The following is a 14,076-nucleotide window of genomic DNA, read 5'->3' as shown; positions in this document are numbered from 1 at the left end:
GGAAAAATTTCTAAAATCTTGATACGCTAACTATATAAACTTGAAATTAGGTGAAGAAATGATAGAGCAAATCCGTAACAGAAAATCAGAAAGGCGCAAAAAATTCCTATTTTTACCGCTCATCGTGTTATCGGTAATTATTATCACTGCTGCGCTTACGACGTTAACTTTATATGCTCAATCAGATTCAAATACGAGCGATTATGAAGAGTTTGAACAGTTTTTCCAAATCTACGACACATTATCAGAAGAGTACTATGAAGATATAGACCAGGATGCTTTGGTTGAATCTGCAATCAGAGGACTCATCGAAGGACTCGATGATCCGTATACAGAGTATATGGATGCTTCAGAGACGGAAGAATTTTATGAATCCGTAACTGGCGACTTCGAAGGAATCGGTGCAGAGGTGCGTCAAGAAGGGAGTTACATTGTTGTCGTATCTCCGATGAGAGGTTCTCCCGCAGAAGCTGCTGGTATAGAACCTGGTGATATGATTACAGCAGTTGATGGCGAATCAATTGAAGGTTGGACAGCAAACGAAGCTGTGCAGTTAATTCGTGGTGAAAAAGGTACAGATGTTACGTTAACGGTCATCCGTGGTAACAATGCACCGACTGATATTACGATTACGCGTGATACGATTCATGTGGAAAGTGTGACATATGAAGCATATGATGATATTGCACATGTGAGTATCAACCGATTCCAAGAAGGTACGACTGATGAGTTCGCAGATGCATTAGATGAAGCTGCTGAAAATGGCAACACAAATCTCGTACTTGATTTTAGATACAATCCAGGCGGATTGTTAAATGAAGCAGTGAATATGATCAATCAGTTTGTGGACCGAAATACGGAAGTTCTCATTCTTGAAGAAGGTAATGGACAACAAGTATCGTTGACGACAACATTTAACAAAAATGATAGTACAGATTCATTTGAAAATATTTATATTATGATTAACGAAGGTTCAGCAAGTGCATCAGAAGTTGTTACCGGTGCATTACAAGACTTGATAGATGTTGAAGTTGTTGGTGTAAAATCATTTGGTAAAGGAACCGTGCAAACGACTGAACAATTTAGCAATCAATCATTGCTGAAATTCACACATTCAAAATGGTTAACACCGAACGGAACTTGGGTGCATGATGAAGGTATTGAGCCTGATGTTGAATTAATCAATCCTGATTTTTATCGTGTGACTATTTTAAATCCAGATGACTTGTTTGCTGAAGGCCAAGAGAATGAAACAATTATTTCACTAAAAGTGGCACTTGACGCACTGGGATATGAAATTGACGAAATCAATGAGACATTCGATAGTAACTTAACTGAGCAAGTGGAAGCTTTCCAAGAAGACAATGACTTAGAAGTTACTGGTGTTGTGACGGGTGAAACAACTGATACACTCGTTTCTGAATTACGTGCATTCATTTTGGATCATGATGCACAGTTAGATTATTTAATCGATTACATTAATGGAGAATATACTGCTGAAGAAATTGAAGCAATTGCTGATGAAAATGCACAGTATATTGAGATGATAGATTTACATGAAGAGATGGAAAATTCAGAAGATGTAGAATAATTGTGTAACACACAGACATGCTTTTAATCATTTGTCTGTGTGTTTTTTTATTGTTAAAAATTAATAATTAGTATAAAGTTATTGAAGTAAGTATGTTTTTGGAGGGTACTATGGATAATCAATCGAAAACAGTTGTGTTAACTGGTGGCGGCACAGTCGGTCACGTCATGCTGAACAAGCTACTGATACCAGAATTTATAAATAAAGGCTACACACCAGTCTATATTGGCTCAAAAAATGGTCTTGAAAAAGAAATGATAAGTGAACTAAATATAGCGTATAAACAAATCTCAAGCGGTAAGCTTAGACGTTATTTGTCGCTTGAAAATGTTCTCGATATTTTCCGTGTTGGCAAAGGGGTTATTGATTCATTCCTACATTTGAGAAAAATAAAGCCACGCTTTGTTTTTTCTAAAGGTGGATTTGTCAGCGTACCTGTTGTCATCGCAGCACGGTTATTAAATATACCAGTGTACATCCATGAATCGGATTTAACGCCTGGACTAGCAAATAAGATTGCAGCAAAATTTGCAACAGAAATATATGTGACGTTTAGAATTACAACACAGTTTTTACCTGAAAATAAAACGCATTTTTTAGGCCCTGTCATACGTCAAGATTTACGTGTCGATAAAAGTGAAAGTGGCTATCAGCTAACAGGGTTTAATCATGAGAAACCTGTGATGCTCGTAATGGGAGGTTCTCAAGGTGCGCGGGTTATCAATGAATTAATTAGAAGTAATATAGATATTTTGACTAAAACACATCAGATCATCCACCTGTGTGGAAAAGGGAATTTAGACCCTTCGATTGATCACAATGATTACAGACAATATGAATTTGTTACGTCTGAACTTGCAGCGTTATTATCCATTGCGGATATCGTCGTCGGGCGAAGTGGTGCCAATGCTATATTTGAATATTTGCTCAGCAAGAAACCGATGATACTGATACCACTACCAGCTAGTCAAAGTCGTGGTGATCAAATTGAAAATGCACGATATTTTGAACAGCAACGCGTGGCGACAGTAATCAATGAAGATGAACTAAATATTGATACTTTGCAACAAGCGATACAGTATATTGACCATCATCGGGTCGAAATGGTCGGTAAAATGCAACAATATAAAGGTGGATTTACACCGCTAGAATTGGTAAACAGATTAACAGTAGCGAGGAGATAATGATGAAACAATCAAAAAAAATATCATTGTTTATTGTGTTTACACTAATTTTTGGTGTCATCGCAGTTTTTCATGAATCTCGACTCGGTCGATGGATTGACAATGAAGTTTACGAATTTATATATACGACAGAAAGCTTCATTACTACTGCACTAATGTTAGGCTTCACTCAAGTGGGTGAAGTACTGAGTATGGTATTACTATCATTAATTGTCATTGCAATTTTAATGCTTTATCGATTAAACTTTCATACATTATTTTTTGTTATTGCGATGACGCTATCTAGCATACTCATTCCTGTTCTTAAAAATAGTTTTGACAGAGAACGACCATCGATTTTACGTCTTATTGAAATTTCAGGCTTTAGTTTTCCAAGTGGTCATGCCATGGGTTCAACCATATTCTTTGGAAGTTTAATGACGATATTTAAGCATACTGATATCAACTATAAAGCATTGATAATGAGTCTTTGTGCGGCATTCATCGTAATGATATCATCATCTCGCGTTTATTTAGGCGTACATTATCCAACGGATATCATTGCTGGTATAATTGCTGGGCTAGCTGTACTTACGTTCACAAGTATCGTTATGCATAAAGAATTAAAAGCGAGTCCATATTCATTGTAATTGACTGACACAGAAATTATTTAACTGAATGAAAGGGTGTGTTGGTAATGGTAGTGAACATTTTTGAGACGATTACATTAGAGAATGATCGATTGAAACTCATTCCAATGCAACTATCTCATGCGAAAGAATTACATCAGATTAACCATGAGAGTATTTGGTCATACATGCTTTTTCAAGCGACGACAGAATCCCTTATGGAAGAATGGATTCAAAGTGCAATTGAACTTAGAAACCAATTGAAAAGTATACCATTTATCGTCATATTAAAATCTTCAGGCGAAGTCATGGGCAGCACCCGAATCCAACATATCGATTATGAGCGTCAAAGCTGTGAAATTGGTGCAACGTGGTTTGGAACGAAAGCACAGCGTACATTCGTTAATTCAGATAGCAAATTTCTCTTGTTAGAATATTGCTTTGAAGTGCTTAAAGTGATGCGTGTGCAAATTAGAGCAGATGAACGCAACGAACGCAGTAATCGTGCAATAGAAAGACTCGGATTTACGAAAGAGGGCGTCATCCGTAAGGAGCGTCGTCTTCACGGTGTCCCGAGAAACATTGTTGTGTATTCTATTCTTGACGAGGAATGGCCAGAAGTAAAAACGAATTTAATGATTAAACAGCAAAGCTATATGAAAGATACGCCCGATGAAACGGTCGTATAACTGTTAACTAGGACAATGTCCTAGTTTTTTCTATATAGTAAATCACATATCAAACAATGCTATTTTCTTATTTATATTTTTTCTTAATGGCATTGATGATATGATAATAATAATAAAAAGACTAAGGGACGATTTAAATGAAACAAATTCTAATTGTTGAAGATGAAATGAACCTCGCTAGATTCTTAGAGTTAGAGCTTAAGTATGAAGGATATGAAATTACACTTGTAGATAATGGTCAAGATGGACTGGATACTGCATTAGCTCAAGATTTCGATTTAATTCTACTTGATTTAATGTTACCCAAAATAAATGGCCTAGAAGTGTGTCGTCGTATCCGCAAGACGAAGCAAACACCGATTATCATAATTACCGCTAAAGGAGAAACATTCGATAAAGTGGTTGGTTTAGACTATGGTGCGGATGACTACATCGTTAAACCGTTCGAAATCGAAGAGTTACTGGCTCGTATTCGTGTAAACTTGAGACGTACATCACAAGTTGAAGATACACAAGAAACAGTCAGTTTACACGATATAGTCGTCGATGAATCGGCATACACCGTAACGATCGACAATAAACAGGTTAATCTAACGAAAACTGAGCATGAATTACTATACTTACTGCTTAAAAATTCTGATATTGTGCTTCAGAGAGAAACGATTTTACAGCACATCTGGGGTTATGAAAACGAAGTAGAAACGAATGTCGTTGATGTTTACATTCGTTATCTAAGAAATAAATTGAAACCTTTTGGTAAAGATAAATTAATTGAAACTGTGAGAGGCGTCGGGTATGTGATTCGCTCATGATCAATACCAAATCATTAAAAAACAGATGGTTAGTCCTGTCGACTTTTATCATTTCAATTACATATGTATTGTTCGCCTCACTCTTGATATATTTCACGAGTATATATTTACAAGAACAAGAATTTAACTCCGTTGATCGTGCAATGGATGAGCTAGAGACGTTATTTACAACGGAACCATATAACACGATTAAAAACTCAGATATTTATACGAGTTTATATGATCGTCAAAAGATGATTCTGTATTCTAGCAGTGGGGAAGAAGTCTATTCCAGAACAACCGGTATTCCAGGTGATGTCGTGCCTGAATTTAAAACGACGAATCGACAAACTGTGGAAAACTGGGAATATCAAGGAGAATCTTATTTGGTAAGCCGTGCACCAATTACTTCTCCTTTTTATGATGGCTATTTAACTGTTATACATCCATTAGAACCATATAAAGCTGTTATTAGCATGATGGCATATATCGCGATTGTTATCGGCTTTGCATTTGTCATCTTAACTATGGTTATCAGTTATTTCTTCTCAATCCAAATGGTACGACCAATTGAAAGCATTGCAAGACAGTTAAAGCATGTTGAACAAAATGGTTTTAGCGAACGCCTTGTAGAAAATACTGGCGCACAGGAAACCGATTATATGGTTCAAGCATTCAATTCAATGATGAGCACACTTGAAGACTCCTTTAACCAACAGAAACAATTTGTTGAAGATGCTTCACATGAACTGAGAACACCATTGCAAATTATCCATGGGCACTTAAATCTTATCTCTAGATGGGGTAAGGATAAGCCTGAGGTACTGGATGAATCTTTAAGCATTTCAATTGATGAGTTGAAAAGAATTAACAAACTGGTTGAAGAGTTGTTACAGCTCACAAAAAATGATGGCGAAGCATTTTTGGAATTAGAAGAAATTGAAGTAAACACAGAACTTACAAACCGTGTACTAGCTTTTAAACATGTCAATCCAGATTATAAATTTGAACTTAATTTGAGCGACTCTGATATTTACTTCAATATCAATCGTCATCACTTCGATCAGCTGCTCACTATTTTTATTGATAATGCAATCAAATATGATAAATTAAGAAAGCATATTGAATTATTTACAGAAAGAACAAACGATTCAATAATCATAAAAATAAAAGATAATGGTATGGGTGTTCCGAAGCAAGATATCGATTCTATTTTTGACCGTTTTTATCGTGTAGATAAGTCAAGAAGTAGGCAAGAAGGCGGGAATGGACTTGGTTTATCAATTGCTAAAAAAATAATTCATACATATAAAGGAACTGTGCATGCTGAAAGTGAAGAGGGCAAATATACGATTATCGTTATTGAATTCAAACTTTAGTCGGATTACCTTTAATTCGTAATATTATAGTGATAAAATAATAGTTAATCATTAAAATTTATAAGAGGGTGTCATTATGCAAGATAAACAGGTTGAAAATGCACCGATTACTTTTGGTACGAATCTTGGATACATTCTTGATTTACATGATATGTATATTAAAGATCCAACAAGTGTATCAGAAGAAATGCAGTTGCTATTCTCTGAAATTGGAAGTACAGGATCAGGCACTGTTCTAACACAAGACGCTGATCAGAACAAAGTAAAAGGATTGATTCGTCTCGTTGATAACATCCGCTTATATGGACATTTACAAGCAGATATCTATCCGCTGTTTAAGCCGAAGTTTGAAGATTTACCTAGCATTATTATCGAAGAATATGGGCTCACGCCTGAAGACTTAAAGAAATTTGATGCTGGACTCGTGAGTCAACATTTAAAAGATCGTTATAGCAATGCTTATGAAGCAATTACTGAGTTAACAAAATTGTATACAGGTCCTATCGCATATGAATATATGCATATTACAGATTTAAAAGAACGCGATTGGATCAAAAAAGAAATCGAAACTGCTGAAGAAAATCCTCTTTCTGATGATGAAAAGCTAGAGCTATTCACAATGCTTGCAAAAGTAGAAGGTTTTGAAAAATATCTTCATAAGAATTTTGTTGGTGCAAAACGCTTCTCTATAGAGGGTGTAGATGTCATTGTTCCGATGCTCGAACACTTGCTTCGATTGATGGCAGATGAAGGTATACCACATATGCAAATTGGTATGGCCCACAGAGGGCGTTTAAATGTACTCACTCACATTTTAAACAAGCCATACACGATGATGTTAAGCGAGTTCATGCATCAAGATCCGTTAAAAATGTTACCGGATGACGGTTCATTTGCTGTAACTCAAGGTTGGCACAAAGATGTGAAGTACCATTTAGGTGCAAAGAAAACACGTGATGACAATAAGATTGAACAGACAGTAACATTAGCGAATAATCCATCACACTTAGAAGTCGTCGGACCTGTTGTACTCGGTAAAACACGTGCACAACAAGAAACGACAAATAGTGCTGGACCTGCATCGTATGACCATAACAAAGCACTGGCTGTTTTAATTCACGGTGACTCAGCAATGCCAGGTCAAGGTGTTGTCTATGAAACATTAAACCTATCACGTTTAGAAGGCTATAAAGTCGGTGGTTCTATACACATCGTTGCGAATAACCGTATCGGCTTTACAACAGATGAAGCAGATTCACGCTCAACTGTATATTCAACAAGTAACGCATCAGGGTTTGATGTGCCAGTACTTCACGTAAATGCGGATAACCCAGAAGCTGCAATTCAAACATTGCGATTTGCACTGAAATACCGTCAAAAGTTCAACAAAGACATCATTATCGATGTGATCGGTTACCGTCGTCACGGACATAACGAAATGGATGAGCCGACGCCGACGAACCCATTGCTATATCAAGAAGTTAAAAAGCACGACACGATCGAAGAACTTTACGGTAAACAGCTTGTGGAAAATGAGACAATCACACAAGATCAATTTGACCAGACATTACAATCTGTCAACGATGAATTACGTGCAGCACAAGATAGTATTGATAAGGACGAAATGGTCGAGGATACAGATATGCTTGCACCAGAAGATATTTTAGCAGGACATGACAATGACGTTGAAGAGATGAGTTTTGAGCGTTTAAATGAAGTGAATGAAGCGATGCTTGAAACACCATCGGATTTTAATATGTTTAAAAAATTAAAGAATGTATTGGAAAAAAGACGTGAGCCTTTTACTGATAAAGAAAAACGTGTGGATTGGGCGCATGCTGAAGCACTCGCATTTGCTACTATCAATCAAGATGGCACACCGATTCGACTCAGTGGTCAAGACACTGAACGTGGTACATTCGCGCATCGACATGCAGTATTACATGACGTTGAAACAGGAGAAAAGCATTATCCATTGCATAATACACCAAATTCTAATGCATCATTCAACATCTATAACTCTCCATTAACTGAAGCTGCTGTTGTCGGTTATGAGTATGGATATAATATTGAAAATAATGATGCCATGGTCATTTGGGAAGCACAGTTTGGTGACTTTGCGAATATGGCACAGGTGTACTTTGATAACTTCGTCTTCTCGTCTCGTTCCAAATGGGGTGAGGCATCAGGTATTACGTTCTTATTACCGCATGCACAAGAAGGTCAGGGGCCAGAACACTCTTCTGCACGTTTAGAGAGATTTTTAGATCTCGCTGCAGAATCTAACATGACGGTCGCGAACCTAACTAGTACATCGAACTACTTCTACTTACTACGTCGTCAAGCGAAGTATTTAGGCACAGATAAAATGCGACCGCTCGTCATTATGTCACCGAAAAGCTTGCTAAGAAATCAACGTGTGGCTCAGCCAGTTGATGCATTTGTCGATGGGTCATTTAAAGAAATTATCGTAGATGAATATGACAAATCAAAAATATCTACAGTGTTGCTTTCAAGTGGTAAAATGGCAGTAGACTTAATGGATGCGATGGACAAGAACAAAGATGAGACAAAACTTCTCATTCGTCTTGAACAGTTGTATCCATTCCCAGATGAACAAATTAAAGAAATATTAGATGAACTTCCATCGTTAAAATTAATTCGATTTGTTCAAGAAGAACCTGAAAATATGGGGGCGTATCAATATGCATTGCCATTGATTCAAGAACTTGCACCATCTGATGTTGATGTAGAATATGTTGGCCGTATTAAGCGTGCTTCACCTGCTGAAGGTAGCAATGAAGCGTACAAAGCAATACAACAAAAAATTATCGATAATGCACTCGAATAATTAAGGAGAAATTTAAAAATGGCTGAAATTAAAATACCTGAACTTGCAGAGTCTATTACTGAAGGTACGATTGCCGAATGGGTTAAACAAGTCGGAGACCAAGTTGAACAAGGAGAAGTCCTGCTTGAATTAGAAACTGATAAAGTAAATGTCGAAGTCATCAGTGAGTCAGCAGGTGTACTTCAAGAAATTCGTGCGAACGAAGGCGACAATGTAAGTGTCGGTGACGTCGTTGCTGTTGTTGGTGAAGGTGATGCAAATCCTGCTGAATCTAAACCAGCTGAAGATCAAAAAGAATCTGAGGCACCATCAGAAAATAAAAAAGAAGATGCTCAAGAAGAAGTAAAAGAAGAAACGACAGATGACTCAGGTCGCATCGTTGCGACGCCATCAGCACGTAAATTAGCGCGTGAAAAAGGAATTGATCTTTCATCAATCAACGCATCAGATCCACGCGGTCTTGTACGTTCTCAAGATGTTGAGAATCATCAAAATCTACCGGCTCAACCGAAACAGGCTGAACAACCGAAACAAGAACAAAAACAACAAAACGTGAATCCAGAGAAACCAGTGGTTAGAGAGAAGATGTCACGTCGTCGTCAAACAATCGCTAAGCGTTTGCTTGAAGTATCACAATCCACTGCGATGTTAACGACATTCAATGAAATTGATATGACAAACGTGATGGAATTGAGAAAGCGCAAGAAAGAATCATTCCAAGAGCGCAACGATGGTGTGCGTTTAGGATTTATGTCCTTCTTCTCTAAAGCAGCAGTTGCCGCACTTAGAAAGTATCCTGCAGTCAATGCTGAAATTGAAGGAGACGAACTCGTCTACAAACAGTTCTATGATATAGGTATGGCGGTTTCAACTGAAGAGGGTCTCGTTGTCCCAGTGATTAGAAACGTAGATAGAAAGACGTTTGCTCAAATTGAAAGTGATATCGTTGATATGGCTACGAAAGCAAGAGATAAAAAACTTGGTCTTGATGACATGGTCGGCGGTTCATTCACAATCACAAACGGTGGTGTGTTTGGATCACTGATGTCAACGCCGATTATCAATGGTACTCAAGCGGGTATTCTCGGTATGCATACAATTCAAAAACGTCCGGTAGCCATGCCAGATGACAGCATCGAAATTAGACCGATGATGTATATTGCATTGAGTTATGATCATAGAATTATCGACGGTAAAGAAGCAGTCGGCTTCTTAAAAACGATAAAAGAATTGATCGAAAACCCAGAAGATTTACTTCTTGAGGGTTAATTATCCAATGATTTAGAAAAGTCTGAAAATTACCTTGACAAATAATTGTAGCTATCATATGATAGCTACAATTTTTAAATAGGAGGAAATGTATATTGAGTGAAAAATGGTTTAACAATCGTTCCACTGTCGTTACTGTAAAACACGTCGATGCTGATAAATATTTAGTATCGAATATGTTAACAGTCGGCAAGTCTTATCCGCTCGTTCATGAAACAGAAGAGTACTATTTTGTAGTCGATGATACAAAGAAGTTAGGGGGCTACTATAAGTCCTATTTTAATTCAAGAGAGGCGGATGATGTAATATGACAAAAGTTAGTACTAAGACAACGATCATCGTCGGCTTTATGCTATTTGCAATGTTCTTTGGTGCAGGTAACTTAATTTTCCCGCCAGCTCTTGGATTAGTTAGTGGCGAATATTTCTGGATTACTGTATTTGCATTTATTCTTACTGGTGTTGGTTTACCAATTCTGGCAACAATTGTTGGTTCACTTTCTAAAAGTGGATATAAAGATCTCCTCAAAAATATTCACCCAGCATATGCACTCGTATTTATGATTGTGTTGTATCTTGTAATCGGACCATTATTCGCGATTCCCAGAACCGCGACGGTGTCATATGAAATGTCCATCTTGCCATTCTTAGATGGTGCATCACAGCTAACTTTATTATTGTTTTCATTTGTATTCTTTTTAGCTTCATTTATTGTTGCTTTATATCCAGGTAAAATCACGAGCAGTATCGGAAAATATTTAACACCGATACTACTTACAGTGATTATTATTTTTATCATTGGTGGTTTCGTTGCGTATTGGGGTAATGATTACATGGTCATTGATGATTTACTCGATGGCAACTATTTTGGATATGGTTTTACTGAAGGGTACTTAACGCTTGATGCAATTGCTGCAATGGCGTTCTCAGTCATTGTGATTACATCTCTAAAGAAATACGGTGTATCAACGCAAAGAGATTTACTGACGAGTACAATTAAGTCTGGTACTGTCGCACTGATTTTACTCGGTACGATTTATGTTTCACTTGCATGGATCGGTAACAATGTTGTTCTCGATAGAACTTCATTTGAAGAGGGTACAAACTTAGGTACATATGTATTGACGTTTGTTTCAGGTGATATCTTTGGTGCATTTGGTACTGTACTTCTCGGTCTTGTCGTATTATCTGCATGTTTAACGACATCGATTGGACTGATCGTTGCGGTAAGTGAGTACTTTAATGAGATTTTCCCTAAAATTTCTTACAAAGTATTTGTAATCCTTACGACAATCGTTTCATTTGGACTTGCAAACCAAGGGTTGGAACAGATCATTGAAACAAGTTTACCGGTCTTGTTCTTCATATATCCGTTAGCAATATCATCTATTTTATTATTACTCTTAACATTCTTTGTGAAGAGTCCAAAACTATCTATTCAACTGTCAATACTGTTTGTATTTCTAATTACAGTGGTTACATTCATTCATAGACAAGAATGGGTTGAGCTTTCATTTGTTGAATCAATTCCGTTCTACGCGCAACAACTTGAATGGTTATTATTTGCAGTTGCTGGTTACCTCATCGGTTACTTCGCAGGCGATAAATCAAATCCTGTAGACTTCGGTGAAAAGGAACCACTTGAAGAACCAACAAATTCTTAAAAACAGTGTATTGAATATAAAAACAGTCGAGAATCTAAAATTAGATACTCGACTGTTTTAGTAATTTTATAAGTGGTTGTCTTCTTTAATCTGTAGTAATCTTGTTTTTAAATCTGCTTCCATCTGTTTCAATTCAGTTTCAGCTTGTTTACGTTTCTCAGAACCTTCACGTTGGATTTGTAATGTTTCTTCAATCGTTGTGACTAAGTTTTCTTGTGTGACTTTTAGTGTTTCAATGTCTACGATACCACGCTCATTTTCTCTCGCTGTACGCAGTGAGTTTGTCTTAAGCATTTCAGAGTTTTTCGTGAGTAATGTGTTCGTTGTATCTGTCACTGATTGCTGTGCTTTAGATGCTGATTCTTGACGAAGTAGGGTAAGTGCAATTGCCATTTGATTTTTCCACAATGGAATACTCGTCAAGATTGAACTTTGAATTTTCTCTGCAAGCGTCTGGTTAATGTTTTGAATCATACGAATTTGCGGTGCAGACTGAAGCGTCATTTGACGCGCGAGTTTTAGATCGTGGATTCTTTTTTCAAGACGGTTGATATACTGAAGCATATCGTTCACATCTTGGACATCCATCTGATTGCTTGTTTCCTCTGCTTTTTTTCGGAGCTCAGGAATCGTTTCGTTTTCCAACTCTTCTTTCTTTAATTCAGCCGCTGCAATATACATGTTGATCGCATCGAAATATTGTTTGTTCTCATCATATAAACGATCTAAGAAGAATACATCTTTTACCAATACCTCTTTTGCATGTTCTAACTGAATGCTTACACGGTCGACTTGAGAGGCAACACTTTGGTGTTTTGCAATCAATTCCTTCACTGATTTTTGGAATCTTTTAAAGAATCTCGATAAGAAATTTTGATTTTTGTTTGTCAGTTCATCAGGATCAACCATCTTTAGCATCTTCATTAAATCTTGTAACGTATCACCGATAGGACCGACATCTTTTGATTGAACTTCCTCCAACATCTGATGAGAAAATTTAGCAAGTGAACTTTGAGCATTTTCACCGTAACTAATTAACGCATTGTTATCTAAAGGGACGATTTTATCTTTGATTTCATTGATTTTCTTTAAGTCCGCTTCATTAAACTGTTCTTCGTATGTCGCAAGGACACTCTTTGAACTATCTTCAGTTTGTGTTAACTCTGGTTGTAATTGTAAGTCTTCTGATACATCTTCTTTTGCCTTAAGAAACGGATCGTTTAACAATTCATCTTTAATGTTTTTGCTCATTTTGCATCACCTTTTCTTTCTCATGTGTTTTTGTAGTTTTATTTAAGTTCACTTCTTCTTTGTGAAGCGTATTACCCAACTGTTTGATTTTTCTATCTCGTCTTTTTTTGACAACTTTTTTCTCGAGTTCAAGTGCTTGGTAGTCGCTCTTATTCATTATACTAACATCTGACTCGAGTGAACGCATTATTTCAAATAATGTGATGCGTGCTTCATGTAGTTTGACGCGCTCTTCCTTGGATTTACCAGGCATTTTGTAAAGATGCAAGTAATGTTCAACTGTATTGACCGCTGAATCTAAATGCGCATGATAAAACTGTTGAACACCGAAAAATCGTTTTGGATCATCTTCTACTGCATCATGAATCGTACTGACTAATCTATTTATATCATAGACGAGCTTTATATCCTTTAATGATCTTACATTGATATAACTCTTTTTTAATCGATTTACTTTAGTACGTGCTTCTTTCAATTGGTTTCGAATAAATGAATATTCACTGCGTGTTAATCCATATTCATTTAGTTGTTTATTAAATAAGAAGTTTTGTGATGGAATATATGCCGCTGTAAATCCACCCGCACCAATCAGTATATCTATGAAATTACTTATATCTAGTACAATGGAAGACGTTGTTGCTGTGATTATGCCAATGGGTAATGCAATCAACGTAGCAATCCAACTGGATTTACTTTCATCCATGTTAAAACACCTCTTTCAATCTCTCTTAAACTTCATTATAAATATAAATAGTTGAATTTAAAAGTTATTCGGTTATATAATGAAGCTCATAATCATT

The 14,076-nt window shown here is 36.7% G+C and carries 12 protein-coding genes; 10 read left to right on the top strand and 2 right to left on the bottom strand.

Annotation, left to right across the window (positions count from 1 at the left end; all coding sequences use genetic code 11):
• The first annotated feature begins 40 nt into the window (after positions 1–40).
• The 10 genes from BMW30_RS01555 (at position 41) to brnQ (ending at position 12,025) form a co-directional block, all read left to right on the top strand.
• The gene (locus BMW30_RS01555) at positions 41–1,591 is read left to right on the top strand and encodes a S41 family peptidase (RefSeq protein ID WP_143248966.1); all 1,551 of its coding nucleotides are present in this window, start codon (positions 41–43) and stop codon (positions 1,589–1,591) included.
• A gap of 110 nt (positions 1,592–1,701) precedes the next feature.
• Complete coding sequence (locus BMW30_RS01550; protein ID WP_091473245.1) at positions 1,702–2,775, top strand: undecaprenyldiphospho-muramoylpentapeptide beta-N-acetylglucosaminyltransferase; 1,074 nt, start codon at positions 1,702–1,704, stop codon at positions 2,773–2,775.
• Positions 2,776–2,777: 2 nt separating this feature from the next.
• Positions 2,778–3,404, top strand: a complete 627-nt coding sequence (locus BMW30_RS01545; RefSeq protein ID WP_091473243.1) for a phosphatase PAP2 family protein — start codon at positions 2,778–2,780, stop codon at positions 3,402–3,404.
• Between the two features lie 47 nt (positions 3,405–3,451).
• Complete coding sequence (locus tag BMW30_RS01540) at positions 3,452–4,072, top strand: GNAT family N-acetyltransferase (RefSeq protein WP_091473241.1); 621 nt, start codon at positions 3,452–3,454, stop codon at positions 4,070–4,072.
• 137 nt (positions 4,073–4,209) lie between these two features.
• On the top strand, positions 4,210–4,884 hold the full coding sequence (locus tag BMW30_RS01535) for a response regulator transcription factor (protein ID WP_091473238.1): 675 nt from the start codon (positions 4,210–4,212) through the stop codon (positions 4,882–4,884).
• The gene (locus BMW30_RS01530) at positions 4,881–6,242 is read left to right on the top strand and encodes a HAMP domain-containing sensor histidine kinase (RefSeq protein ID WP_245705609.1); all 1,362 of its coding nucleotides are present in this window, start codon (positions 4,881–4,883) and stop codon (positions 6,240–6,242) included. The genes BMW30_RS01535 and BMW30_RS01530 overlap by 4 nt, the downstream gene beginning before the upstream one ends.
• Before the next feature lie 76 nt (positions 6,243–6,318).
• Positions 6,319–9,093: a 2-oxoglutarate dehydrogenase E1 component gene (locus BMW30_RS01525; RefSeq protein WP_180366172.1), complete on the top strand. Its 2,775-nt coding sequence runs from the start codon at positions 6,319–6,321 to the stop codon at positions 9,091–9,093.
• 18 nt (positions 9,094–9,111) lie between these two features.
• Positions 9,112–10,362 (top strand): 2-oxoglutarate dehydrogenase complex dihydrolipoyllysine-residue succinyltransferase, encoded by a 1,251-nt coding sequence (gene odhB, locus BMW30_RS01520; protein ID WP_091473233.1) that lies wholly within the window; start codon positions 9,112–9,114, stop codon positions 10,360–10,362.
• A 92-nt stretch (positions 10,363–10,454) separates the two neighbouring features.
• Positions 10,455–10,673 carry a DUF6501 family protein gene (locus tag BMW30_RS01515; protein ID WP_091473230.1) on the top strand — a complete coding sequence of 73 codons (219 nt, stop codon included), beginning with the start codon at positions 10,455–10,457 and terminating at the stop codon, positions 10,671–10,673.
• Positions 10,670–12,025, top strand: a complete 1,356-nt coding sequence (gene brnQ / locus BMW30_RS01510) for a branched-chain amino acid transport system II carrier protein (protein WP_091473227.1) — start codon at positions 10,670–10,672, stop codon at positions 12,023–12,025. Before BMW30_RS01515 ends, brnQ begins: the two co-directional genes overlap by 4 nt.
• Positions 12,026–12,091: 66 nt before the next feature.
• On the opposite strand, the gene BMW30_RS01505 is transcribed toward brnQ, so the two are convergent.
• On the bottom strand, positions 12,092–13,276 hold the full coding sequence (locus BMW30_RS01505) for a toxic anion resistance protein (RefSeq protein WP_091473225.1): 1,185 nt from the start codon (positions 13,274–13,276) through the stop codon (positions 12,092–12,094).
• Complete coding sequence (locus BMW30_RS01500; RefSeq protein ID WP_091473222.1) at positions 13,260–13,979, bottom strand: 5-bromo-4-chloroindolyl phosphate hydrolysis family protein; 720 nt, start codon at positions 13,977–13,979, stop codon at positions 13,260–13,262. Before BMW30_RS01500 ends, BMW30_RS01505 begins: the two co-directional genes overlap by 17 nt.
• Positions 13,980–14,076: the final 97 nt, after the last annotated feature.

This window comes from Aliicoccus persicus (genome assembly GCF_900110815.1).
Lineage (GTDB): Bacteria > Bacillota > Bacilli > Staphylococcales > Salinicoccaceae > Aliicoccus > Aliicoccus persicus.
The sequence above is the reverse complement of the archived record's forward strand: the minus strand, read 5'-3'. Positions and strand labels throughout refer to the sequence as shown.

Excerpts from the sequence above, each read along its gene's own strand:
- BMW30_RS01550 (WP_091473245.1), top strand. The coding sequence starts at position 1,702 with ATGGATAATCAATCGAAAACAGTTGTGTTAACTGGTGGCGGCACAGTC.
- BMW30_RS01545 (WP_091473243.1), top strand. The coding sequence starts at position 2,778 with ATGAAACAATCAAAAAAAATATCATTGTTTATTGTGTTTACACTAATT.
- BMW30_RS01540 (WP_091473241.1), top strand. The coding sequence starts at position 3,452 with ATGGTAGTGAACATTTTTGAGACGATTACATTAGAGAATGATCGATTG.
- BMW30_RS01535 (WP_091473238.1), top strand. The coding sequence starts at position 4,210 with ATGAAACAAATTCTAATTGTTGAAGATGAAATGAACCTCGCTAGATTC.
- BMW30_RS01530 (WP_245705609.1), top strand. The coding sequence starts at position 4,881 with ATGATCAATACCAAATCATTAAAAAACAGATGGTTAGTCCTGTCGACT.
- BMW30_RS01525 (WP_180366172.1), top strand. The coding sequence starts at position 6,319 with ATGCAAGATAAACAGGTTGAAAATGCACCGATTACTTTTGGTACGAAT.
- odhB (WP_091473233.1), top strand. The coding sequence starts at position 9,112 with ATGGCTGAAATTAAAATACCTGAACTTGCAGAGTCTATTACTGAAGGT.
- brnQ (WP_091473227.1), top strand. The coding sequence starts at position 10,670 with ATGACAAAAGTTAGTACTAAGACAACGATCATCGTCGGCTTTATGCTA.
- BMW30_RS01505 (WP_091473225.1), bottom strand. The coding sequence starts at position 13,276 with ATGAGCAAAAACATTAAAGATGAATTGTTAAACGATCCGTTTCTTAAG.
- BMW30_RS01500 (WP_091473222.1), bottom strand. The coding sequence starts at position 13,979 with ATGGATGAAAGTAAATCCAGTTGGATTGCTACGTTGATTGCATTACCC.